At 72.1% G+C, this 22,851-nt stretch carries 18 protein-coding genes and 1 pseudogene; 8 read left to right on the forward strand and 11 right to left on the reverse strand.

All coding sequences use genetic code 11. The annotated features are described in order from the left end of the window. Positions 1-114 precede the first annotated feature (114 nt). Positions 115-999 (reverse strand): inositol monophosphatase family protein, encoded by an 885-nt coding sequence (locus OG310_RS21775; RefSeq protein WP_329457545.1) that lies wholly within the window; start codon positions 997-999, stop codon positions 115-117. Between the two features lie 127 nt (positions 1,000-1,126). Between OG310_RS21775 and OG310_RS21780 the strand changes: the two genes are divergently transcribed. The 3 genes and pseudogenes from OG310_RS21780 to OG310_RS21790 form a co-directional block, all read left to right on the forward strand. Beyond that, on the forward strand, positions 1,127-2,119 hold the full coding sequence (locus OG310_RS21780; protein WP_329457546.1) for an Lrp/AsnC family transcriptional regulator: 993 nt from the start codon (positions 1,127-1,129) through the stop codon (positions 2,117-2,119). Between the two features lie 161 nt (positions 2,120-2,280). Beyond that, entirely contained in the window at positions 2,281-3,429 is a 1,149-nt protein-coding gene (locus OG310_RS21785) for a DegT/DnrJ/EryC1/StrS family aminotransferase (RefSeq protein ID WP_329460308.1), read from the forward strand. Continuing rightward, positions 3,422-4,717: pseudogene (locus tag OG310_RS21790) on the forward strand (lipopolysaccharide biosynthesis protein); the annotation flags it as partial. The gene OG310_RS21785 and the pseudogene OG310_RS21790, both read left to right, overlap by 8 nt. 6 nt (positions 4,718-4,723) lie before the next feature. On the opposite strand, the gene OG310_RS21795 reads toward OG310_RS21790, so the two are convergent. Continuing rightward, a complete protein-coding gene (locus OG310_RS21795; RefSeq protein WP_329457547.1) occupies positions 4,724-5,455 on the reverse strand; it encodes a class I SAM-dependent methyltransferase in 732 nt (243 codons plus the stop codon). 10 nt (positions 5,456-5,465) lie between these two features. Then, positions 5,466-5,918, reverse strand: a complete 453-nt coding sequence (locus OG310_RS21800) for an ATP-binding protein (RefSeq protein ID WP_329457548.1) — start codon at positions 5,916-5,918, stop codon at positions 5,466-5,468. A 194-nt stretch (positions 5,919-6,112) separates the two neighbouring features. On the opposite strand from OG310_RS21800, the gene OG310_RS21805 reads away from it, so the two are divergent. Beyond that, positions 6,113-6,952 (forward strand): helix-turn-helix domain-containing protein, encoded by an 840-nt coding sequence (locus OG310_RS21805; RefSeq protein WP_329457549.1) that lies wholly within the window; start codon positions 6,113-6,115, stop codon positions 6,950-6,952. Between the two features lie 14 nt (positions 6,953-6,966). Then, a complete protein-coding gene (locus OG310_RS21810) occupies positions 6,967-7,170 on the forward strand; it encodes a DUF397 domain-containing protein (RefSeq protein WP_329457550.1) in 204 nt (67 codons plus the stop codon). A 46-nt stretch (positions 7,171-7,216) separates the two neighbouring features. Here the strand turns inward: OG310_RS21810 and OG310_RS21815 are convergent, their stop codons facing one another. Beyond that, positions 7,217-7,579 carry a VOC family protein gene (locus tag OG310_RS21815; RefSeq protein ID WP_329457551.1) on the reverse strand — a complete coding sequence of 121 codons (363 nt, stop codon included), beginning with the start codon at positions 7,577-7,579 and terminating at the stop codon, positions 7,217-7,219. A 212-nt stretch (positions 7,580-7,791) separates the two neighbouring features. On the opposite strand from OG310_RS21815, the gene OG310_RS21820 reads away from it, so the two are divergent. Next, positions 7,792-8,283 (forward strand): CGNR zinc finger domain-containing protein, encoded by a 492-nt coding sequence (locus OG310_RS21820; protein ID WP_329457552.1) that lies wholly within the window; start codon positions 7,792-7,794, stop codon positions 8,281-8,283. A gap of 86 nt (positions 8,284-8,369) precedes the next feature. On the opposite strand, the gene OG310_RS21825 is transcribed toward OG310_RS21820, so the two are convergent. Then, positions 8,370-9,713, reverse strand: a complete 1,344-nt coding sequence (locus tag OG310_RS21825) for a UDP-glucose dehydrogenase family protein (protein ID WP_329457553.1) — start codon at positions 9,711-9,713, stop codon at positions 8,370-8,372. Between the two features lie 182 nt (positions 9,714-9,895). Here OG310_RS21825 and OG310_RS21830 point away from each other — a divergent pair, with 182 nt between their 5' ends. After that, positions 9,896-11,074 carry an acyl-CoA dehydrogenase family protein gene (locus OG310_RS21830; RefSeq protein ID WP_329457554.1) on the forward strand — a complete coding sequence of 393 codons (1,179 nt, stop codon included), beginning with the start codon at positions 9,896-9,898 and terminating at the stop codon, positions 11,072-11,074. A 202-nt stretch (positions 11,075-11,276) separates the two neighbouring features. On the opposite strand, the gene OG310_RS21835 is transcribed toward OG310_RS21830, so the two are convergent. Continuing rightward, positions 11,277-12,602, reverse strand: a complete 1,326-nt coding sequence (locus tag OG310_RS21835; RefSeq protein WP_329457555.1) for an LCP family protein — start codon at positions 12,600-12,602, stop codon at positions 11,277-11,279. Positions 12,603-12,855: 253 nt separating this feature from the next. Then, positions 12,856-14,481, reverse strand: a complete 1,626-nt coding sequence (locus OG310_RS21840) for an LCP family protein (RefSeq protein ID WP_443078708.1) — start codon at positions 14,479-14,481, stop codon at positions 12,856-12,858. Positions 14,482-14,810: 329 nt separating this feature from the next. On the opposite strand from OG310_RS21840, the gene OG310_RS21845 reads away from it, so the two are divergent. Continuing rightward, positions 14,811-15,854: a glycosyltransferase family 2 protein gene (locus OG310_RS21845; RefSeq protein ID WP_329457557.1), complete on the forward strand. Its 1,044-nt coding sequence runs from the start codon at positions 14,811-14,813 to the stop codon at positions 15,852-15,854. Between the two features lie 156 nt (positions 15,855-16,010). On the opposite strand, the gene OG310_RS21850 is transcribed toward OG310_RS21845, so the two are convergent. The 4 genes from OG310_RS21850 to OG310_RS21865 all read right to left on the reverse strand — a co-directional run bounded on the left by OG310_RS21850 (position 16,011) and on the right by OG310_RS21865 (position 22,736). Next, positions 16,011-17,858, reverse strand: coding sequence for an LCP family protein (locus OG310_RS21850; protein WP_329457558.1), 1,848 nt, complete (start codon positions 17,856-17,858; stop codon positions 16,011-16,013). A gap of 48 nt (positions 17,859-17,906) precedes the next feature. Beyond that, positions 17,907-19,727 carry an LCP family protein gene (locus OG310_RS21855; RefSeq protein WP_329457559.1) on the reverse strand — a complete coding sequence of 607 codons (1,821 nt, stop codon included), beginning with the start codon at positions 19,725-19,727 and terminating at the stop codon, positions 17,907-17,909. A 233-nt stretch (positions 19,728-19,960) separates the two neighbouring features. Then, positions 19,961-21,736, reverse strand: a complete 1,776-nt coding sequence (locus OG310_RS21860; protein WP_329457560.1) for an LCP family protein — start codon at positions 21,734-21,736, stop codon at positions 19,961-19,963. A 229-nt stretch (positions 21,737-21,965) separates the two neighbouring features. Continuing rightward, complete coding sequence (locus tag OG310_RS21865; protein WP_329457561.1) at positions 21,966-22,736, reverse strand: TIGR03089 family protein; 771 nt, start codon at positions 22,734-22,736, stop codon at positions 21,966-21,968. Between the last annotated feature and the right edge of the window lie 115 nt (positions 22,737-22,851).

Genomic DNA, 22,851 nt, shown 5'->3' on the forward strand with positions numbered 1-22,851 from the left:
GGCCGGGCGGTGAACCAACCGGGTCCGGGCGGTGAACCGGCCGTGGGAGCGTCGGCGGCGCGTGACGCGCCTGCCGGGGCCCGTCGACGCCGGGCCACCGTCCGGCCGCGCGCGTCACCGGCCGCCGAGAAGATCCACCAGCGTGCCGTGCAGGCCCGGCGCCGCCGCGAGGAAGCTGTCCGCCCCGCTGTGCCAGGGCCGCCCCGCGGCGTCCGTGACGACCGCACCGGCCTCGCGGGCGACGAGCGCGCCCGCGAGCAGGTTGCCGAGGTCGTCGCCGTACTCCCAGAAGGCGTCGAGGCGGCCCGAACCCGTGTCCGCGATCTGCCAGGACGTGGGCCCGAGATTGCGCACGGCGGCGACGTGCGGGAGGACAGCCCCGAGACTGGCCCCCGCCAGCCGAGCGGCCTCCGGCTGGGTGGCGGGGAACGGCGGGTGGCTGGTGGCGGTCACGGCGATCGCCGGGTCACTCTTGGCGGACGGGACGACGGGCCGCCCGTCGAGCGTGGCACCGCCGCCCTTCGCGGTGAGGTACGTCTCGCCGGTCAGGGGCGAGTGCAGGGCGGCCACGACGGCCTCCCCGTCCCGGACGAGGGCCACGCTGACGCAGAACTGCGGCAGGCCCTGCACGTACTGGACCAGGCCGTCCAGCGGGTCGACCGACCAGAAGTCGCCCGTCGGCGGGACGCCGTCAGGGAACTCGTCGAGCCAGACCGCTCCTGGCCGCAGCGGGTCGAGATGCCGGTGCAGCTCCGCCAGCAGCGGCGCCTCGGCCTCCTCGAAGGCGGCGCGCATCGCGTCGAGGGTCGCGAGGCGGGGCGGTACCCCGGCACTCCGCAGCAGCGCGCCGGTCTCGCGGACCGCGGTGGCGAGGGCGGGCAGCAGCTCCCCGTACGAGGCGAGCGGAGCGGCCCCACCGGCCCTGGCGGCCCCACCGGCCCTGGCGGTCCCGTCCGTCCTGTCGGTCCTGCGGGTCTGCGTGATGTCCCTGCGTCCCATCGTTCTTCCTCCCTGAGCGGCGTGCGGCGGCTCCGCCCCGCGCGGCGGGCCGGTGTGTTTCCATCCTCGGCCGGGCAGGGCGCCCGGTGGCCGTCCGTAGGAGCATGAATGAGCGAAAATGCGACTCATGGCCCATGATGTGAGCGAAGAGGTACTCGATCAGACTGACCAGCGGCTGATTGCGGCACTGCAGTGCGACGGCCGCCTCACCGCCGAACAGGCGGGCCGGGTCCTCGGCATGTCGGCCCGCACCGTACGGCGCCGGTGGCGGTCGCTCGCGGACGAGGGGGTGGCCCGCGTCGTCGCGCTGCCGCCCCGCCCGGCGGGCGCCGGCTCCGTCCTGCTGCTGCGGATCAAGGTGCTGCGCGGCAGGATCGACACGATCACCTCGGCGCTCGCCGCCCGCGACGACATCCCGCTGATCGACCTGTCCGCGTCGGGGGACGAGATCAGCGCGGTGGCCTGGACCCGGCCCGGCAGCCGGGACCGGCTGGTCTTCCGCCAACTGCCGTCCACGCAGGCGGTGACGGACGTGACGGCGGCGACCGCGCTGCACGCGTTCCGCGAGGCGCCCGAGTGGCGCCACGACGTCCTGACGCCGCAGGAACGCGCGGCCCTGACACCGCCCGCCGGCTACGACTCCCACCAGGCCCTCACCCCGGCCGCCGGCGGACCGGCCGCCCCCGCGGACCCGACCGACGAGGTGGTGCTCACCGAACTCCTGCGGGACGTGCGGGCGCCGGCGGCTGAAGTCGCCGCGCGCACGGGCCTGCCCGAGTCGACCGTACGGCGCAGGATCGCGCGGCTCGGGACGCGCGGGCTCCCCCGGACGCAGGTGGTCGTGGACCCGGCGAGGCTGGGCCTCGCCATCGACGCGAACATCTGGATGCGCGTTGCCCCGGGGCGGCTCGACGCCGTGGGCCGGGCCCTCGCCGGGCACCCGGCGGTGCACGGCGCCGTCGCGACGACCGGCGTCGCGAACCTGCACGCCGCCGTGTGGATGCGGGACCTGGACCATCTCTACCGCTTCGTCAGCGCGGAACTCGGTGAGCTCGGCGTGGAGTACGCGGAGACCGTCATCGTCGGCCGGGCCGTCAAGCGCCCGCACATGGCCGGATAGCGGATCCCGGCCCCGGGGGTGAGCGGCTCCTGCCGAGGCCTTGTTGACGGGGCGTCCGGTATGGGTCACATTGAGCGCCGGGGGCAGGGGGGAACGCCATGGCGCGCGGGAATGACCGTGGGGACGGCCGTCCGGAGGGCAGCGCGGCACTCGAAGCGCTGATGAGCCGGCGTCTGGGCAGAGAGTGCCTGTACACACCGTCGTGCAGGCTCGGTCTGTACGTGGCGCTGCGGCACTGGTGCCCGCCCGGCGGGCGCGTACTGATGTCTCCGGTCAACGACGACGTCATCTTCTTCGTCGTGCTCGCGGCCGGACTGCGCCCGGTGCAGGCGCCGTTGAGCCCGCTCGACGGGTCGATCGACGTGAGCGCCGTGCCGGAGGAGACCTGGCGCGGACTGTCCGCCGTCATCACCACCAACCTGTACGGGAACCCCGACCCGGCGCCCGAGCTGCGTGCCCGGTGCGCCACGGCGGGCATCCCGCTGATCGAGGACGCGGCGCACGCGATCGGCAGCACGCACGCTGACGGGCAGGCGGTGGGCGCGGTGGGCGACGCGTCCGTGTTCAGCCTCTCGAAGCACGTGGGGGCGAAGACGGGCGGCTTCCTGGCCTTCGCGGACCCCGGACTGCGTGACGAACTGACCGCTCTGAGGGACGAGTTGCTGAAACCGGCCAGATTCGCGTCGGAGGCGCTGTACGCGATCCGCCCGTACGCGGAGGCCGGGGTCCGGGGGATGCGACTGGTGGGCGCGGCCCGCGCGGCGCTGCGGCTCCTCGGCGCCGAGGAGCGCGAGGAGATCCGCATGCCGCTGCGGGCCGCCGAGTTGGGGCGCGCGGTGGGGGCATCCGCCGTGCCGGGGCTCGGCCCGCTCGAATCGTGGGTGCGCGTGGACATGCACCCGTACCGGATCACCCCCGGCCCCGTGCGGCTGCGGCGCACGGGGCGGCTGCTGGAGCGGCTCGACGCGAGGCTCGCGCGGCACACGGCCGGCACGGCGAAGCTCCTCGGCACCGAACCGGCCAAGACCCAGCCCCTCTTCCGCGTACCGCTGCTGGTGTCGGACCGGGACGCCGCGATCGAGGCGCTGGCGCGTCACCGGATCACCGTCGGATACCTCTACGACCCGCCGCTCGACGCGTACGCGGGCGAGACGTTCACCGACCCGTCGCCCCGGCCGGGGGCGGCGGCGTGGTTCGCCCGCCACGCCCTGCCGGTGGACCCCTGCAGGGCGGACGAGGTCCTGGGCATCCTGGCGGCGCTGCCCGTCACGCCAGTTCAGCCGCCCCTGGGCGGCGGCACCGGTGGCTGACACGACAGGGCTCCCCGACCTCCCGGCCACCGGCGCGCGAACGGCCGCCGGGCCGGACGCGGACGCGAACTCGATGTTCCGCAACGCCTACGCGCTGATGCTGTCGACGGGTGTCTCGGCGCTGCTCGGGCTCGCCTTCTGGGTGGTCGCCGCGCGCTACTACACCGAGGACGCTGTCGGCCAGGGCTCGGCCGCCATCGCCGCGATGAGGCTCATCGCGTCGATCACCGCCACCACCATGATCGGCGCGGTGGTCCGGTACGTGCCGCGCGCCGGGCGCGGCACCGGACGGCTGGTGTGGCGGGTGTACGGGCTCAGCTCGGTCGTGGTGTGCGCGGCCTCGCTGGTGTTCCTGGCGACACTGCGCCGGTGGGGGGACTCGTACGCGCCGCTCGGCGGCCTCGTGCCCGGCCTCGTCTTCACGGCGGCCTGCGTCGCCTGGGCCCTGCTCACCCTGCAGGAAGGGGTGTTGACCGGACTGCGGAAGTCCTTCTGGGTGCCGGTCGGCAACGCGGTCTTCTCCGTCGGGAAGCTCGTCCTGCTGGCGGTGTTCGCGGCGGCGCTGCCGGTCCTCGGTGTGTTCGTCTCCTGGGCGGCGGCGATCGCGCTCTCCCTGCTGCCCTTGGGCTGGCTGGTCCTGCGCAGGCTGATCCCCCGCCAGGCCCTGGAACAGCGCGAACGCGCGCCGCTGCGGTACGCGGACATCGGACGCTTCATGGCGGGCGACTCGGTCGGCTCGCTGTTCAGCCTGGCGATGATCAACCTGCTGCCCGTGATGGTGGCGGTACGGTTCGACGCGGCGCACAACGCGTTCTTCTACGCCGCCTACACCGTGGGCGGCACCATGGAGTTCATGGCCATCAACATGGCCTCGTCGCTGACCGCGCACGCCTCTTACCACCCGGGCGCGCTCGCCGCCGGTGTGCGCGGCGCCCTGCGCCGGATGACCGTGCTGCTGGTGCCCGTCGTCCTTGTGATCGTGCTGTTCGCCCCGCTGGTGCTCACCCCCTTCGGCGGTACGTACGCGTCCCACGGCACCACGGTCCTGCGCCTGCTGGCACTCGCCACGCTGCCCCGGGTGATCGTGGAGCTCTACATCGGCGTCCTGCGCGTCCAGGGCCGCACCGGCATGCTCGCCGTCGTCCAGGGAACCATGTGCCTGCTGACGCTGGGCGGCGCGGCGGTCCTCATGGGCTCGACCGGCATCTCGGGCGCGGGCACGGCGGTGCTCGGCTCGATGACCCTGGTCGCCGCCTTCACCGCGCCGGGTCTGTGGCGTGCCCTGCGGACGTGATCAGCCTGCGGGCCTGCGGGCGACGAAGACGAACTCCCGGCCAGGACGGTCCGGTGCCCCGCGCACGTCCACCAGTTCGAAGCCACCTTCGGCCAGGTCCGCTTCGACCTCGGGGCGCTCCCTGAAGCGCAGTGTCGTATCGGACGTCAGTACCTGCCCGTCCTCGGCGAACACGTAGGTCCAGCGGAACGTGACCAACGGCCCGTCCAGAGACGTCACATCGACCCAGCTCGTCACCGTGCCGACGCCCGGAACCTCCGTCTCGCGGTAGGAGGCCCCGCGGTTCCACTCCTCCCACGCACGGCGCGACGGGACGCGCGTCTCGAACACCAGGTGTCCACCCGGTCGCAGCGCGTCGTGCGCGCCCCGGAGCGTGTCCTCCCAGGCGTCCCGGTCGACGATCGCCTGCGCCACGTTCGCCGTCATCGTGGCCAGGTCGACGGCCAGTGGTCCCAGCTCCGTCGCGTACCCGCACCGCCAGCGCACCCGTTCTGCGCCCGGTTTGGCGCGGGCCACGTCGAGGGACGCCCGCGCGGGGTCGACGCCGACGACATCGATCCCGCGTTCCGCCAGGAGGAGCGCGAACACGCCCGTACCGCAGCCGATGTCCAGCACCCGTCGCGCCCCCAGCCGGTGCGCGAGGCCGAGGTAGGGGACCAGGTCACCACGATCGGGGTCGAGCGGGTCGTAGATCGCGGCGAGTCGGGCATGCGTGAAGATCTCGTCGGCCATGTCGTCGAAGCTAGCGGAGTGCCGGCCCCTGCGGCGCGGGAATGCGTGCGGTCGAGGCCGGGCGGCCGGGTGCTTCGATCGAGCAGCACACGTTCTTGCCCCTTCGGGTGATCACCGTCAGGCGCTGGTCCGTGAGCGCGTCGACGATGGCGAGGCCCCAGCCCTGACCCCCTTGCCAGGGGTCCTTGATCCGGGACGGGACCGTCATCTCCGTGTCGGTGACGGTGAGGTGGATCCGGCCGTCGTGCGCGCGCCGGACGAGATCGCAGCAGCCACTCGTGTAGTCGCAGACGTTGGTCAGTAACTCGGACGCGACGAGGACGACGTCGTCGCAGACGCATCCATATCCCCAGGCGAACAGCGTCTCCGCGATCTCACCGCGAATGCCGCGCAGTTGCTCGGGGGACAGGGCGTAGCTCCTGCGCATCTCGTGTTCGGTGTCGTGCGGGTCGGGGCTCAACATGGCACCTCCATCACCGCTGCGCGTCGCAGCGGGAGTTGTCATGGGCGGCGGTGCCGTGCGGGCCCGTCGCGTGATGGGGGGATGGTGTCGCGCCATGCGCTGCTAAGGCAAGTATGCCTAAGGCTTTTAACTCTTATGGCTGACTTGGTCGATGGCATCTGTACATGCTGAGGGGTGGGCGCCAGGCTGTGGCCATGGCTCAGAACGACATGCCCACCATGAGGAGCAGGCGACTCGGCGGCGAATTGAAGCGCCTGCGCCTTGCCGCAGGGCTCAAAGTCCAGGACGCGGCGTCGAAGTTGATGTGCGGGCAGCCCAAGATCTCGCAGATCGAGACCGGGCGGCGGGGGATCAGGCCGCTCGATCTCTCGATCCTCATGGAGCTGTACGGCGTTGAGGACGAGACTCTCATCGCCAACATCAAGCGTCTGGCCAAGGAGATCCACAAGGTCGACTGGTGGAGCAGTCAGGGGCCGCTGTTGCACGACACCCTGCGCGACTATCTGACACTGGAATCGGACTCGGAGCTGGTGCGCGAATACAACCAGTCGGTGATTCCGGGGCTGTTGCAGACAGAGGCGTACATGCGGCGGATCTTCGAGGCCCGGCACCCCGCTGAGAAGGCGGAGAGGCTGGTGGAGACGCGTCTTCGGCGCAGAGCCCTTCTGGAATCGCACCTGTCGTTCAGGCTGCGCGCCATCATCGACGCGACCGCCCTTCACCGCATCGCGGGGACGCGGGGCCTCGTGCGCGAGCAGTTGGAGCACCTGCTCGACATGAGCACGCGGAGCAACGTCCAGCTCCAGATCCTTCCGATCGACGCGAGGCTCGCTCCCGAGCAGTACACGCCGTTCACACTGTTCTCCCTGCGCGGTGAACCACCGCTGGATGTTGCCTGGTTGGAGCACATGACCGGTGGTAGTTTGTTGGAACAGCGGCAGGACGTGCAGGACTATGACCGCGTGTGGGACGAGTTCACGGCAGTGGCCCTGTCGCCTTCCGCCTCGCAGCGGTACATCCGCGATCTGACCTAGGGCAGTTGAATGTGATGGCGAAGCGCGACGAATTCGACGGCGCTGTGTGGCACAAGAGCACATACAGCGGCAGCGACAACGGCTGCGTCGAACGCGGCGTGCTCAGGTCCGGGCGGCAGGCGCTGCGGGACACCAAGGACCGGGATGCCGGTGTGATGGTCTTCGGGGCCGGCGCCTGGCGGGAGTTCGTGGTGGCCGTGCGGGGCGGGGCCCTCTGAGGCAGGACCCGCCACCGGCCGTGTCGAGGAGTTCGCGCACCGCGGCTCAGCAGGCGCAGAGGCAGAACGGGTGGCCCGCGGGGTCCCGGTAGACACGGAAGCTGCGCTCCCGGTCCTCGGCGTCCAGCGCGACGGCCCCGATCCGCAGCACTTCCTTCTCGGCGGCGTCCAGGTCGGCGACGGTGAAGTCGAGATGGAACTGCTGGGAATGCTCCGCCGACGGCCACGCGGGCGGTACGAGGCCGGGCGCGGCCTGGAACGACAGCAGGGTCTCGGACGCGCCCTCCAGGTCGACCCATCCCTCCCCGTTGTCCTTGACCTCCCCGCCGATGATCTGCGCGTAGAAGCCGGCGAGCGCGACGGGGTCGGGTGCGTCGAGGACGACGGTGCGGGCGGTGGCGATGGCCATGACGGGATACCTCCGGGCAGCTGACGGGCCGACTGTTACGTGTGGCGCTGTTGCTCCGGGGCGCGGGATCTCGCACGCGGCTGGTTCTTGCGCGAGCACCCCACGCGGGTGCCTCCCTCGCGCGTGCCTCGTGCGCGGTCACCTCGCTGGTGCCCCTTGCGGAGCTGTTACCGGTAACCCCATTCAACAGGTAACGAGGTAGCGTCGCAAGCATGAACGACCGACCCTCCGCCCCCGAGGGACTGCAGCTGATCCAGGGCCTGGTGAACACCCGCGACGTCGAGGACGGCACCGACACCCTCGACACGGCGGAGGGCAGGCGCCCGTTCGGCCTCACGGCGGCGGACGTCCCGGCGGCGAAGCTCCTGCGGGAGGCGCTGCGGGCGGCCTGTCTCGCCCACGCGGGACAGGGCACGGCGTATGCGCTGGACGCGCTGCTCGCGGACGTGGCCCTGCGGGTCGTGGTGGATCCGCGCGGCGCGGCGATGATCGCGGCGACGGCGGACGGCCTGCTCCCGCGCGTGGCGGAGTCGGTCGCGCGGGCCTCGCTGGACGGCAGTTGGCAGCGGCTGAAGGCGTGCGAGGCGGAGACCTGCCAGTGGGCGTACTACGACCGCAGCCCCGCGGGGCGCCGCCGCTGGTGCTCGATGTCCGTCTGCGGCGCGCGCAGCAAGATGCGCGCCTACCGCGCGCGCCGGGCCTGAGCGGCCGGACGCCCGTCGCCGGACGGGATGTGCCGAAGGGGGGCGCGGGGCGTCGGCGCCGCTGCGCCCCGTGCCCCCCGGCGGGGTCAGGCGTTCGGGCGGCCCATCGCGCGGTACGTCCAGCCCGCCGCACGCCAGTGCTCCGCGTCCAGCACGTTGCGGCCGTCCAGGAGCACGCGCGCGGACGCGACCTCGCCCAGGCCGGCCGGGTCCAGCTCCCGGAACTCGTGCCATTCGGTCAGGTGCAGCACCACGTCCGCGCCGCGCACCGCGTCGAGGGCCGTCGGCGCGTAGCCGAGCGTGGGGAAGAGGCGCCGCGCGTTGTCCATGCCCTTGGGGTCGTAGACGGTGACCTGCCCGCCCTGGAGGTGGATCTGGCCCGCCACGTTCAGTGCGGGCGAGTCGCGCACGTCGTCGCTGTCCGGTTTGAAGGTCGCGCCCAGTACCGCCACCCGCTTGCCGAGGAAGGAGCCACCGCCGACCACCTCGCGCGCCATGTCGACCATGTGGCCGCGCCGCCGCATGTTGATCGAGTCGACCTCGCGCAGGAACGTCAGCGCCTGGTCGGCGCCCAGTTCGCCGGCGCGGGCCATGAACGCGCGGATGTCCTTGGGCAGGCAGCCGCCGCCGAAGCCGATGCCCGCGCGCAGGAACTTCCTGCCGATGCGGTCGTCGTGCCCGAGCGCCTCGGCCAGGGTCGCGACGTCACCGCCCGCGGCCTCGCACACCTCCGCCATCGCGTTGATGAAGGAGATCTTCGTCGCGAGGAACGAGTTCGCCGACGCCTTCACCAGTTCGGCCGTCGCGAAGTCCGCCACCACGAACGGCGTGCCCGCCGCGACCGGCTTCGCGTACACCTCGCGCAGCAGCCGCTCCGCGCGCTCGCTGCGCACGCCCACCACGATCCGGTCCGGGCGCAGCGTGTCCTGCACCGCGAAGCCCTCCCGCAGGAACTCCGGGTTCCACGCGAGCTCGACCTCGCCGCCGGCCGGGGCCAGTTCCGCGAGGCGCGCCGCGAGCCGTTCCGCGCTGCCCACCGGCACCGTCGACTTGCCGACGACGAGGGCCGGCTTGGCGAGGTGCTTGGCGAGGGAGTCGAACGCGCTGTCGACGTAACTCATGTCGCAGGCGTACTCGCCCTGCTTCTGCGGGGTGTTCACGCAGACGAAGTGCACGTCGCCGAACTCGGCGATCTCGGCCCAGTCCATCGTCACGCGCAGCCGGCCCGTCGAGCCCTCGATCCCGGCGACGTGCTTGCGCAGCAGTTCCTCCAGGCCGGGCTCGTACATCGGGGCGCGCCCCGCCCGCAGCGCGTCGATCTTCGACTCGACGACATCGAGCGCGAGCACCTCGAATCCGAGGTCGGCCATGGCCGCGGCGTGCGTCGCACCGAGGTAGCCGGTGCCGATCACGGTGATCTTGAGGGCCATGGGCTGCTCCATATGCATACGACGGTCGGGACGCCGCCTGAGCATAGTCGCGCCCCCCTGTGTGCCCTGGCTCACCTATGCCATCGGGCGGGAGGCGCTCTAGTATCGGGTTACTTAACGGTAGTTAGCAGAACCCCCGTCAAGCATCGTCCAACGAGCAGCCTCCCTGGGAGTGAGAGACCGTGGCCGGATCGACTGGGTCGTCCTTCGACCTGTACCGCCCCGCCGAGGAGCACGAAGCCCTCCGGGAAGCCGTGCGCGGCCTCGCGGAGGCGAAGATCGCGCCGTTCGCGGCCGCGGTCGACGAGGAGGCGCGCTTCCCTCAGGAGGCACTGGACGCGCTCGTCGCCGGCGACCTGCACGCGATCCACGTGCCGGAGGAGTACGGCGGCGCGGGCGCGGACGCGCTCGCCACCGTGATCGTGATCGAGGAGGTCGCCCGGGTCTGCGCCTCCTCCTCGCTGATCCCGGCCGTCAATAAGCTGGGCTCGCTGCCCGTGATGCTGTCGGGCGGCGAGGAGCTGAAGCGGAAGTACCTGACGCCGCTGGCCGCGGGCGACGCGATGTTCTCGTACTGCCTGTCCGAGCCGGACGCGGGCTCCGACGCGGGCGGCATGAAGACCCGGGCCGTACGTGACGGCGACAGCTATGTGCTGAACGGCGTGAAGCGCTGGATCACCAACGCGGGCGTCTCCGAGTACTACACGGTGATGGCCGTCACCGACCCCGACAAGCGCACCAAGGGCATCAGCGCCTTCGTCGTGGAGAAGTCCGACGAGGGCGTCTCCTTCGGCGCCCCCGAGCGCAAGCTCGGCATCAAGGGCTCGCCGACCCGCGAGGTCTACCTCGACAACGTCCGCATCCCCGCCGACCGGATCATCGGTGAGGAGGGGACGGGCTTCGCCACCGCGATGAAGACGCTCGACCACACCCGCATCACCATCGCCGCACAGGCCCTCGGCATCGCCCAGGGCGCGCTGGACTACGCCAAGGGCTACGTCCAGGAGCGCAAGCAGTTCGGCAAGCCGATCGGCGACTTCCAGGGCGTGCAGTTCATGCTGGCCGACATGGCCATGAAGCTGGAGGCCGCCCGCCAGCTGACCTACGCCGCCGCCGCCCGCTCCGAGCGGGTGCACCGGGGCTCGGCCAAGGAGGACCTGACCTTCTTCGGCGCCGCCGCCAAGTGCTACGCCTCCGACGCGGCGATGGAGATCACCACGGACGCGGTCCAGCTCCTCGGCGGCTACGGCTACACGCGGGACTACCCGCTGGAGCGCATGATGCGCGACGCCAAGATCACGCAGATCTACGAGGGTACGAACCAGGTCCAGCGGATCGTGATGGCCCGCAACATCCCGTGACCCGTCCGCTCTGACGGCGCGGGCACCCGGGCGCGCGCCGGGCCGCGACCCCGGGGCGCCGGGGGTTCCGCGCACCGGTCCCCGGGTACGGCACAGGGCCGCCGGGCTTCCCCGCGGGGAAGCCCGGCGGCCCTCACGCCTCACGTCCGCACGCGGCGCACCGCGCGGGTCCCGGCCGGGAGGGCGTCCTCCCGGCCGTGGCTCAGTTGTCCGAGACGGTGACCTTCTCGCCGTTGTTCAGCTGGCTCACCAGCTCCTTGACCTTCGTCTGGTCCCAGACGAGGTTCCCGCCGTTGCTGCCGGACACCGGCATGGTCATCGACACCCCGTCGCCGCCCGTGACGTCCTTCATCGCGAAGAACATCTTGGCGAGCGAGTACGGCGACATGTCCTTGTCCACCGAGAGCGTGTCGAGACCGGCGCCGAGCGCCGGGTAGAGCCGGAACGGGTTGAGGATCGTGCTCGGCGTCGCCGTCTGGGAGGCGAGCGCCGACAGGAACTTCTGCTGGTTCTTCTCGCGCTGTATGTCGCTGGTGGCGAACGCGTGCCGGGTACGCACGTACGCCAGCGCCTGCTGGCCGTCGAGCGTCTGCTCCCCTGCCTTGAAGTCGGCGCCGGAGTAGCTGTCCTTGAACCCCTGCGGCAGGTTCATGTCCACGCCGCCGATCGCGTCCACGACGTTCGCGAAGCCGGAGAAGCCGATCTCGACGTAGTGGTCGATGCGCAGGCCCGTCTCCGCCTCGATCGTGCGGACGAGCAGCGTCGGGCCGTCCGTCGCGTACGCCGCGTTCAGCTTCATGTGGGTGTTCGGCGCGGCCGGGTACATCTTTCCGGACTCGGCGCCCTGGAACGACGGGAGGGTTATGTCGGAGTCGCGGGGGAGCGAGATCAGCGAGGGACCGCCTGCGCCCTCGTGCAGGATCATCATCGAGTCCGTGCGCTGGCCCTCGGCGCCGCCCGTGTGGAGCTGCTTCTCCTGCTCCTTGGTCATGCCCTTGCGGCTGTCGGAACCGACGATCAGGTAGTTGGTGCCGGCCCCCTGTGCGGGCCGGTCGATCACCTTCGACAGATCGACGTCCTTGTGCAGCTTGGAGTCCGCCCAGAAGTACGTGCCGACGGAGACGCCCAGCACCACGACGACGAGCGTGAGCACGCCGTACTTGATGCGGCGCCCCCAGTTCGCGGGCGGCCGGGGCCGGGCGGTCGCACCGCCGGGACCGTAGGGGCCGCCACCGTCTCCGTGCCCCTGTCCCGGGCCGCCACCGCCGTTGCCGTACACCTGGCCGGTGTTGTAGCCACTGTCGTAGCCCTGCCCGTACGGGTCGGCCTGCGCGCCGTAGCGGTCGTCGTATCCGGGCGCCTGCTGGGGCGGTACGCCGTACCGTCCCCGCTGGCGCGGAGGGACGTTTCCGCGCTGCACGTGCGGCATCGCGCGCGCCCCCTCGGGCTCCGCGTCGGCGCTGCCACGGCCGTAGCGCTCGGAGCGCTCGCCGGGGCCGCCGGTCCTTCCTTCGGGCCACTCGTTCATGCGCACCAGTGTGCAGGCCGCAGCGAGGGCCTATACAGATCATGCGTCAAATCGCACCGGGCCTGTTGCCAACCTGATGCAATGCCACCGGGATCCGCACATCTGTGAGACCCGTCACGGGGGCGGGACGGCGTCCGCGGCGATGCGGACCGGCGTACCCGCGGTCGCCAGGGCCCTACAGAGCGTCGACCCGCGACCGTCGGCGGGCCGCCGCGGGCGTCGGGCCGGGCCGGCCGGGCTCTCCCGGCGCTCCTCAGGGGCAGACGACCTGGTCGCCGGTGACCGTCCCGAACGTGCCCGTGGGCCCCTGCTCCGCCCGTACGGGCGCCACCTTGGTGAAGTCCGCGCCGGCGACGACCCGCAGCGTCCTGCCCTGCCCCTTCACGGCCCTGAGCCGGCTGCCCGGCAGCGCCGCCGCCAGGGAGCGCGCCGAGCGGTCCCAGCGCGGGTCGTACTCGACGAGCGTCCGCGCGGCCTTGAGCGCGGGCTTCGTCTCCGGCTGCCGGGTCGTGTCGAAGCCGGTCGCCTTCAACGCGTCGTCGACCCGCATGCCGAGCCCGTCGCTCTGCGTGCCGTTGTAGACCTGGACACGGACCTGCGACGGCGGGACGTCCACCACCGTCGCCCGCTGCCGGGCGGGAGCCGCCCCCGGGTGCGGGGGAGCGAGCGGCTCGTCCGCGCGCAGCTTGCGGAACAGGTCCTTCGCCTTGACCGGATCCCACGTCACAGCCGAGCCGACGCCTTTGAGGTCCACGCCGTGGGTGGTCAGCGGCACGGACGCGAACTCCGAGGACGAGAGCGAGAAGCCGCGCATGGCCTCGCCGAGTGCCAGCAGCTGCCCGGCCCCGAACCCGGCGTCGGCCCGCACCGAGTCCAGCGCGGCCGAGACGACGCCCTTGAACCGGACCGGGTTCAGCAGCACCCCGCTGCCCGTGGCCCGCGCCATCATCGCCGCCACGAACCGCTGCTGCCGCTGCATCCGCCCGAGGTCGGCGCTGCCGTCGCCCTCGATGTGCCGCGAACGTACGTACTGCAGTGCCTGACCGCCGTTGAGCCGGTGTGTGCCGGGGGTCAGGTCAAGGCCGGTGTTCGGGTCCTTCAGCAGCCGCGGTGTGCAGATCTGGACGCCGCCGAGCGCGTCCACGGTCTTCATGAAGCTGGTGAAGTCGACCTCCAGGTAGTGGTCGACCTTGACCCCCGTCATCGACTCGACGGTCCTGACCGTGAGGTTGGGGCCGCCCTCCGCGTAGGCCGCGTTGAGTTTCGCCGGGTGGGTGCCCCGGGCTCCGCCCGTGCTCCCCGCGGGGTGCGAGGGCAGCCGGGTGTAGCTGTCGCGCGGCAGGCTCACCACGCTCGCCCGCTTCCCGCCCTCCGCCAGGTGCACCAGCATGATCGTGTCCGTGCAGTGGCAGGGTGCGCCGCCCAGCCGGTACTTCCGCTTGTCCGCCGCGCTGATCGTGGAGCGGCCGTCCGTGCCGACCAGCAGGAGGTTCATGCCGTGGCCCGGCGCGGGCCTGTTCTTCATGTCCTTGAACGGATCGACGCGGCCGATCCCGCTGTCCAGGCTCGTCACGACGGCGTGCCCGATGCCGCCCGCGCCGAGAACGAGCACCGACAGCGTGGTCGCGAGCCGCATCCCCCAGCGCGCCGTCCGCACCGCGGAGGCGCCCCGCCGTCCGCCGGGCCGCCGCCCCGGCGGCCTTCCGCCCGGGTACGGGGGCCGTCCGCCCCGCCCGCCCGGCGCCCGGACCCCGCTCACGCCGCCCGCGCGGTACGGGGAGCCGGCCCGTGCGCCGCCGGGCAGCCCACCGCCCGATCCGGGCCGCGGCCTGCCTGCGGTCCTCTCGGGGCGGTACGGGGGCCGGGGCGGGGTGGGCACGGGGAAACCTCCGCGGGGGCGAGGGTGGGCGGCGGCCCGCGCGGGTGGTCGGCCGTGCGGGGAGCCGGGGGAGCCGGGGTGCGGTCAGTGGGTGCGTGTGAGCCGGTGGGGTGACGGTGCGGGGAGGCCGGGGGCGCCGGGGCGGGGTGTGCTGGGCGGGAGGGAGCGGACAGGGGGACGACCACGGGAACCGTAGGCCCATACGATCAGCGGCACCCGTTCGTGATCGGACGGCACGCCTCCCTGTCCCCCGTTCGCGGTAACGTGACGCCCGAACCCCACGCTCCTGACCTTGCGACCAAGGTCCCCATCAGGACCCGAAGGACCCCATGTCTGACGACTCGCCCGCGGTCTCCGTGATCATGCCGGTGCTCAACGAGGAACGTCATCTGCGCAGCTCCGTCCGGCACATCCTGGAGCAGGAGTACGACGGCGAGATGGAGGTGGTCATCGCGCTCGGCCCCTCCGTCGACCGTACGGACGAGATCGCCGCCGAACTCGTGGCGGAGACCGCCGCGAACGGCCGGGGCCGCCGCGTGCAGACCGTCCCGAACCCCACCGGCCGGACCCCCGCCGCCCTCAACGCGGCCATCGAGGCGTCCTCGCACCCCGTCGTCGTCCGCGTCGACGGGCACGGCATGCTCTCGCCCGACTACATCGCCACCGCGGTCCGGCTCCTCGACGAGACCGGCGCGCAGAACGTCGGCGGCATCATGCACGCCGAGGGCGAGACGTCCTGGGAGGAGGCCGTCGCCGCCGCCATGACGTCGAAGATCGGCGTCGGCAACGCAGCCTTCCACACCGGCGGCGAGGCGGGCCCCGCCGAGACGGTGTACCTGGGCGTCTTCCGCCGCGAGGCACTGGAGCAACAGGGCGGCTACAACGTGGAGTTCATCCGCGCCCAGGACTGGGAGCTCAACTTCCGCATCCGGGAGGCGGGCGGCGCCATCTGGTTCTCGCCCGAACTGCGCGTCCAGTACCGGCCGCGTCCTTCCGTGCGCGCCCTCGCCAAGCAGTACAAGGACTACGGGCGCTGGCGCCACGTGGTGGCCCGCTACCACGCGGGCTCGATCAACCTGCGCTACCTCGCCCCGCCGGTCGCCGTGTGCGCCATCGCCGCGGGCATCGTCGTCGGTGCCGCGCTCACCCCGTGGGCCTTCGTGGTGCCGGGGGCGTACGTGGCGGCCATCCTCGCCGGCTCGCTGCCCGCGGGCAGAGGCCTACGGCTGAAGTCCCGGGTCCAGATCCCCCTCGCGCTCGCCACCATGCACATGGCCTGGGGATACGGCTTCCTGACGAGCCCGCGCTCGCTCGCGAAGCGCGTGATCGCCAGCCGCCGTCCGTCCGTACCGAAGGACCCGGCAGCCGTCTGACGCCCGGCAGGGGCCCGCGGCGTAAGCCGTGCGGGCCCCGCGCCCGGCCAGGGGAAGGCACCGGCGTCACGGACACACGCGGAACGCGGAAGGCCGCCCGACACATCGCCGGGCGGCCTCCCGCGTTCCGCGCCGGTCACCGCCCGGCGCGCCGCCTCACCAGCGGTACGGCGCGTACACGGGCATGCAGCTCTTGTCGCCGCCGTGCAGGACGCTCGCCGAGGCCGGCACCGAACCGGCCTTCGGCTTCTCGTGCTTCGGATACGTGGCACCGTCGCGCCAGTCCGCGCCGACGACCACCATGACGCCCGACACGTCCGTCGACTTCTTCACCGAGCCCGACGGCACGCCCAGTGCCTTCGCCACGCCCTGCGCGTCCCCCTCCAGGTCCGTGCTCGGATAGAGGACCGTGGTGGTCTTCATCGTCATGGGGGTCGAGTCCTTCACGGTGCGGCTGTAGCCCTTGCCCACCAGCAGGCTCGCGATGTCACCCGCCCGGCCGGGCACCGGTGCCTGGTCCCCGCCCGTGCCGTTGCGCACGGTCACTCCGGTCTGCGCCGGCGAGTCGCTCGGCGCGGGCACGCTCGCCTGCGTGGTCGGAGCCTTGCCCGCGGAGGAGGCGGCCGGCTTGCCGTTCTTGTCCAGCGCGACGTCGTCCCGCACCAGTGACCACAGCTGGTCCGCGTCCGCCGTGTTCGCCACGACGTGGTTGCCCGGGTCCTGCGGGTCCGGCAGCGTCGGCATGGTGACCATCGTCATCCGGTTGACCGGCACGTCCTTCAGCTGCATGCCCAGGTCGAACAACTTCTTCACCGAGCCGATCTCCTGGGACACCTCCAGCGCCTTCGTGGCCGCCTCGGCGAGGCCCGTCAGCTTCCCCGGGCTGGTGAAGTAGTTCTCCGACTTCAGCTTGCTGAACATCGAACTGAGGTACAGGTGCTGGGCCTGACTGCGGCCCAGGTCGCTCTGGAAGGCGTGCCGGGTGCGCAGCCACTGCAGCGCCTGCTTGCCCTTGACGTTGGTCGTGCCCGCCTTGAGCTTCAGACCGGAACCGCCGGGCACCGCGGGCGTCGGATGGTCCCAGACGTTGTCGTCCACGCACACCGGGACCCCGCCGACCGCGTCCGCCATGTCCACGACGCCGGAGAAGTCGATCGTCATCCAGTGATCGATGTAGACGCCGGTCAGCTTCTCCCAGGTGGAGAGCGTGCAGCCCGGCCCGCCGCGAGCGAGCGTCGTGTTGATGATCGCGTTCGTCGGCGGGTACTCCTTGCCCGTCTTCGCGTCCTTGCACGCCGGTATGTCGACCCGCGTGTCCCGGGGGACCGACACCATGGAGGCGTTCTTGCGGTCCGCCGAGACGTGCAGCAGCATCTGGACGTCGGCGAGCGGGGGGTCGCTGCGCAGGTCCTTGCCGCCGCCGAGCGCCACGTCGGCGTCGCTCGCCCGGCTGTCGGAGCCGATGAGCAGGAGGTTCAACGGAGTCTGCCCGGCGCCGTTCGCCTTGGGCTTCGCCACGCCCGTCGTGGACCCCGCCCTGCTGTCGCTGCGGAGGTTGGCGTTCAGGTGGCGGTAGTAGAGGTAGCCCGCCCCGGCCGTCGCGAGGATCAGCAGGGACAGCACCCCGGAGATCCAGCGCAGCGCCCGGAACCTGCGGCGCTTCTTGCGCTGGCGCGGGCCCCCGCCCCCGCCCCCGCCGTCGCCGCCGGAGCCGCGCCCGCGGCGGCCCCCGTGGCCCCCGGCGGCGCCTGCCTGCCGGCGCCTGCCGCCCTGCTCGGGCACCGTCGCCGTGCGGGCGGCGGCCGTTTCCACGGCCGTGCCGCCGGCTCCGGCTCCCGCGTCGTGCGCGGCGCCCGCCGTGTTCTCGTACAGGCTGTCGTCCCAGCCCAGCTCCCGGGCATGCCGGACCTGCCCTCTTTGGGTGCTCGCCGCCGACTGCGCCCGCTGGGCTCTCGGCGGCTTCGATATCTTCGGTCTCGCGCGCCGTGCGCCGTCCTGACCCATCCTCATCCCCCTCGGTTCAGGACCTGCTCGCGCGCCGGCGTACCGGCGTCACTTGGCGCAGACCTGCTTGTCGGCTTCCACCTTCTGCACGTTGGACGACACCTTCGCCGGTCCCGTGAGGGGCACCCCCACGCCCTTGAAGTCCTTCCCCAGGGTCAGCTTCATCGCCTGGAGTCCGACCGCGTCCTTCGTGCCCTTCTTCAAGGCCGAGGCGGGCAGCCCCATCCAGGCGGCGACGGTGCGCGCCTGGTCCGCCTGGTTCGGTGCGTACTCCAGGGTGGTCTTGGCCGCGGTGGTCCCGGCGTCACCCTTGTTCGTCGTCTTCGGCGCCTGCTCGTCGTTCTGGAACCACGCCAGCGTGGACTGCGCGGAGCCGTCCTGGGCGCCGCCGTTGTAGATGTCCACCCGGACGTTGTCCGCGGCGGCCTTGGAGCCCTTGAGGACGTCGTCCGCCGCGCCCGTCGTCTTCTTCTTCACCTCGGTCAGCGAGGTGTCGTTCTGGAGGTCGTCGAAGATCGGCTGGGCCTCGGACTGGTTCACCACGACCGTGGCGTGGACGACCTCGTCCGGGTTGTCCACCACGGGCAGCGTGGCGAAGGTGATGTTCTTCGTGTTGACCTTCGCGAGCTCCTGGGCCAGGTCGCTGAGCTTCTTGATCGACCCGATGCCGGTGTCCACGGTGAGCGCCTTCGTCGCCGCCTCCGCGAGACCGGCGAGCTTCGTCGGGCTGCTCAGCGTGTCCTTCGACTTCAACTGCCGCAGCAGCGCGCTCAGGAACTGCTGCTGCACCTGGATACGGCTCAGGTCGCTGCCCGTGCCGAAGCTGTGCCGGGTACGGACGAACGCCAGTGCCTGCTCGCCCTCGATGGTGTGCTCGCCCGCCGTCAGGTTCAGGTGCGACTTCGGGTCGTTCACCGCGTGCGCCACACAGATCGGCACGCCGCCGACGGCCGTGGACAGCGTCTTGACCGCGTTGAAGTCGGCCATCATGAAGTGGTCGACCTTGACGCCCGTGAGTTCCTGCACGGTACGCATCGCGCAGCCCGGGTCCCGGCCGTCCTGGCCGAGGCTGACGTTGAACCGCGTGTCCGGCGTGCCCGGGATGACCTTCGTCTGCCCGTTGGCTTCCTTGGTCTCGCAGTCGGGGATGTCGGTGATCAGGTCGCGGGGGATCGACAGGGCCGTCGCGTTCGTACGGTCGGCCGAGACGTGCAGCAGGATGTTCGTGTCGGCGTGCCCGACGCTGCCCGCGTCGCCGTACCCCTCGTTGCCCTTGCCGGTCCGCTTGTCCGTGCCCATCAGCAGGATGTTGACGGGCTTCCCGGCCGCGAAGCTGCTCTGGCTGCCCGCGCCGCCGACGTCGACCGTCGAGATGTTGCTGTTGAGGTGCTGGTAGTAGGCGTACGCGCCGCCGCTGGTGGCGAGCACCAGGAAGCCGAGAGTGCCGCTGGTCCACAAGAGGACCTTCTTCTTCCCGGACTTCTTCGCGCTCTTGCCCTTGCGGCGGCTCGGCGCAGGACCGGCCGCGGCCCCCTTGCGCCGGCTGCGCTGGCCCGGCACGTCCGGCCCGCCCGCACCCGTGTCCGGCCCGCCGCCACGACCGCCCGCCTGGCCCGAACGCCGGCCCGCGCGGCCCGGGGCGTCGTCCGCCGCGCGCTCGCCGCCGCGCCTGCGTCCGGCGCCTGACGCGTCCCCGTGGCCGTACGCGGACTCGGCCGGGGCGTCGCGCCCGGACGTCTCACCGGACCGGGGAGAGGGCGGCTGCGCTGCGGGGTTGTCCAGTCGCAGTTCGTAGTTGCCCGTCTCCGGGTTGAGGACCCACTGGTCGGCGGGGTCGATGTCGCCCTGCCCACGGTTCTGTGCATCCACGGTTGCCTGAATCCTCCGTCGGGTGCCACGTGAAGCGCCTCCCCTCGGGCGCCAGGTCTTCGATCCGGGGGCGCGCGGCGGTCGGCCGAATGCACCGGATCGCGACACACTATCCGTCCGCTTCGCCGTCGAGCGACGTCGGTGCCGGACACGTGCGTTCTTACAAGCGGGCAATACGCCCAATCGTCATGGGCCCTGCGGCTCACCGTCCCCACGGTTCACACACAAGGGCCTCACTGGCACAGACCGACACTGGCATTGGTTCCTGTGAACGTCGGGCCGGGCGTTGTGGTGCCCGCCCCGCCGGACGCGGTGGGCGAGCCACTGCCCGAGGCGCTCGGGCCCGAACCGGGCGCGGCACGGTCACCGGAAGTTCCGGAGTCCTTGCCACCCGCCCCGGACGCTCCCCCCGTGGACTCGCCGGAAGGCGTCCCGGACGGTGACCCCGAGGCGCCGGAACCCGTCGGGGACCCCGACGTGCGCACCGTGACAGGAGCGTCGTCACGCAGCTGCGTGAACAGCTTGTCCGCCTGGGACTGGATGAGCTCGTCCCGGTTCGGGTCGGGTCCGTACGGCTGCTGGGGCACCGTGAGGAACTGCACCTTGTCGGTGGGCACGTTCCGCATCGAGTGCGCGAGGTTGTAGAGATCTCGCAAACTGTCGAGGCCCGGGTCGGTCGTGATCGCCTTGGTGGCGGCGTTCAGCACCGGGTACAGACGGGTCGGGTTCAGCAGCACGCCGTTGCTCTGGACCTTCGTGAACAGCGAGCCGAGGAAACCCTGCTGGCGCTCGATGCGCTCCGTGTCGCTGCCGTCGCCGATGGCGTGGCGCGCCCGGACGAACCCGAGGGCCTGCTCACCGTTCACGGTCTGTTTGCCGGCGGGCAGCTTGAGGTGCGCGTCCTTGTCGTCGACCGGCTCGGCGAGGCACACCTGCACCCCCCCGACGGCGTTGACCATGTCCTTGAAGCCGCTGAAGTCGACGACCATCTCGTGGTCGATCCGCACCCCGGTCAGCTGCTCCACGGTGCGCGTCGTGCAGGCCGTGCCGCCGAACTCGAAGGCCCAGTTGAACTGGGCGAACTGCGCCGAGGTGGTGTGACCGTTCTGATCGCAGGCCGGTATGTGCACCATCAGGTCGCGCGGTATCGACACCGCGGTGGCGCTCTTCCGGTCCGCGGCGAGGTGCAGCAGGATCGTCGTGTCGGAGCGGGCGGTTCCGCCCTCGTCGTGCCCGTACTTCGCGTTGCCCTTGCCCGAACGGCTGTCGGAGCCGATGAGCAGGATGTTCAGCGCGTCGAGCGCGACCGGGGTGGGGCGCTCCTTGGCGTACGTCTGGAGCTGGGCCGCCGCCTCGGTGTCGGTGGTGATGTTGCCGTCGAGCTTCTGGTAGAACCACCAGCCCGCCCCGGCGGTCGCCAGCACGAGCACACCGACACCGCCGGCGACCCACCGCAACCAGGTACGGCGCTTGCGCGGACGCGGCACCTTCCCGGCCTCGCCGGTGTGGCTGCCGCCACGGCCCGTGCGTATGCCGGGGCTCGGCGCGGCGTCCACGGTCCGTGCGGCGGCGGCGGCGCCGACGGCGGTCCCGGCGTCGGTGTCCGCCTCCGTGTCCGCCCCAGTGCCCGTTCCGGGGGCGGTGCCGACGTCCGGGAGCACGTCGTCGGCGTCCGTGTCCGGGAGCACGTCGTCCGTGCTCGCGTCCCCGTCCCCGTCGGCGTCGGCGCGGGTTCCGGCATCCGTCTCTGTCTCCGGGTCCGTGCTCGCTTCGGCGGTGGCATCCGGTCCTGCGGCCGTCTCGCCGCCGGCCGTGACCCCGGTGCCACCGTCGGAGTCGTCGTCCGCCGATGGGGCGTCGTCCGCGGACGGGGTGTCGATCGCCGCTATGGCATCGATGTCAGATCCCTCGCCGGATACGTTCTCCGGGCTTCCCGACTTCTCGGGGTTCACCGAGCGGGAGGCGTTCTCGCCGTCGCCGCTTTCCTCGCCGCCTGTGCCGGTTCCCACGGCGCCTCCGGCCCTCTCGGTCACGTCTGTGTCCGTCCTTCGGTACTTCGGTGGCGTAAGGCGCCGCCGATCGTACGTCTAGACGGCCGAAACCCGCGGTTGGTTGTGCGCGCCCTCATACCGATCGCCCCCGGCGCGACCGTTGTTGGCGCCCGGGGCCGCACGCCCCCGGGGCGATCCCCCGTGCCGCCAGGGGCGTGCCGGCGTGAACGGCGCGGCGGGCAGGGCCTCAGAGGGCCCGGTCGGTGACCCGTTCGCTCGCCACGCGCTGAGCGAGGCTCTCCGCGGAGAGTTCCTCCAGGTTCCGGCACAGCACCACGGAACCGTCCGCCGCGAGCGGCGCGTACAGCCCGGCGGACAGGCCCTCCCAGGTGTCGTACGGCAGCGCCGACAGCAGCCGGGCTCCGGGCGCCAGCCCGCGCCGCGCCGCGTCGGCCGCGGCCCGCTCGACGAGCGCGGCCGCCGTCAGTTCCGTGCTGTCGCCGCCGCCCGGGGCGTGGACGCGCAGCGCGACGCCCGCCGGGTCGACCGGCGCGTACGGTACGAACCGGTCGCCGTGCGAGGCCACTTCTACGGCGTAGTCGACGAAGCCCTCGGGCGGCTGCGGGAAGCGGCCGCCGAGCGGGCGCAGCGCGAGCGCCACCCGCTCGCCGCCGCAGGCACGCGCCGCGTCGAGGGTGTCGGGTCCGCTGACGACGACGTCGGCCTCCGCCGGGTCGCCGCCGATCTCCACGCTCACGCCGACCGACGCGCAGGCGAGCAGCCACACCGCGCTCTGCCAGTGCGCGGGCAGCAGCAGCGCGAGCCGGTCGCCGGGGCCCGCCGACAGGTCGTCCTGGAGGAGGTTCGCCGTCTTGGCCACCCAGTTCGCGAGCGTCGCCACGGACAGCTCGACCCGCTCCCCGGTCGCGTCGTCGTAGAAGGTGACCATGGGCCGTGCCGGGTCCGCGGCAAGCGCGGAGCGCAGCAGACCGGCCGGGGTGCGTTCGCTGGCGTTCACGCCCGACAGCGTACTTCGCGGGTTCCGAACGTCTGATCAGGTGATCCGGTGATCGGAATGTTGGGTACCGGTGTACGAATGGAACGCCCCAAGACGACGGCAACACATGGCAAAT

The organism is Streptomyces sp. NBC_01497 (assembly GCF_036250695.1).
Lineage (GTDB): Bacteria > Actinomycetota > Actinomycetes > Streptomycetales > Streptomycetaceae > Streptomyces.

Excerpts from the sequence above, each read along its gene's own strand:
- OG310_RS21850 (WP_329457558.1), bottom strand. The coding sequence starts at position 17,858 with ATGGGTCAGGACGGCGCACGGCGCGCGAGACCGAAGATATCGAAGCCG.
- OG310_RS21815 (WP_329457551.1), bottom strand. The coding sequence starts at position 7,579 with ATGGCCATCGCCACCGCCCGCACCGTCGTCCTCGACGCACCCGACCCC.
- OG310_RS21800 (WP_329457548.1), bottom strand. The coding sequence starts at position 5,918 with ATGTTGAGCCCCGACCCGCACGACACCGAACACGAGATGCGCAGGAGC.
- OG310_RS21785 (WP_329460308.1), top strand. The coding sequence starts at position 2,281 with ATGAGCCGGCGTCTGGGCAGAGAGTGCCTGTACACACCGTCGTGCAGG.
- OG310_RS21775 (WP_329457545.1), bottom strand. The coding sequence starts at position 999 with ATGGGACGCAGGGACATCACGCAGACCCGCAGGACCGACAGGACGGAC.
- OG310_RS21820 (WP_329457552.1), top strand. The coding sequence starts at position 7,792 with ATGAACGACCGACCCTCCGCCCCCGAGGGACTGCAGCTGATCCAGGGC.
- OG310_RS21805 (WP_329457549.1), top strand. The coding sequence starts at position 6,113 with ATGGCTCAGAACGACATGCCCACCATGAGGAGCAGGCGACTCGGCGGC.
- OG310_RS21835 (WP_329457555.1), bottom strand. The coding sequence starts at position 12,602 with ATGAACGAGTGGCCCGAAGGAAGGACCGGCGGCCCCGGCGAGCGCTCC.
- OG310_RS21845 (WP_329457557.1), top strand. The coding sequence starts at position 14,811 with ATGTCTGACGACTCGCCCGCGGTCTCCGTGATCATGCCGGTGCTCAAC.
- OG310_RS21795 (WP_329457547.1), bottom strand. The coding sequence starts at position 5,455 with ATGGCCGACGAGATCTTCACGCATGCCCGACTCGCCGCGATCTACGAC.
- OG310_RS21825 (WP_329457553.1), bottom strand. The coding sequence starts at position 9,713 with ATGGCCCTCAAGATCACCGTGATCGGCACCGGCTACCTCGGTGCGACG.
- OG310_RS21810 (WP_329457550.1), top strand. The coding sequence starts at position 6,967 with ATGGCGAAGCGCGACGAATTCGACGGCGCTGTGTGGCACAAGAGCACA.
- OG310_RS21780 (WP_329457546.1), top strand. The coding sequence starts at position 1,127 with ATGGCCCATGATGTGAGCGAAGAGGTACTCGATCAGACTGACCAGCGG.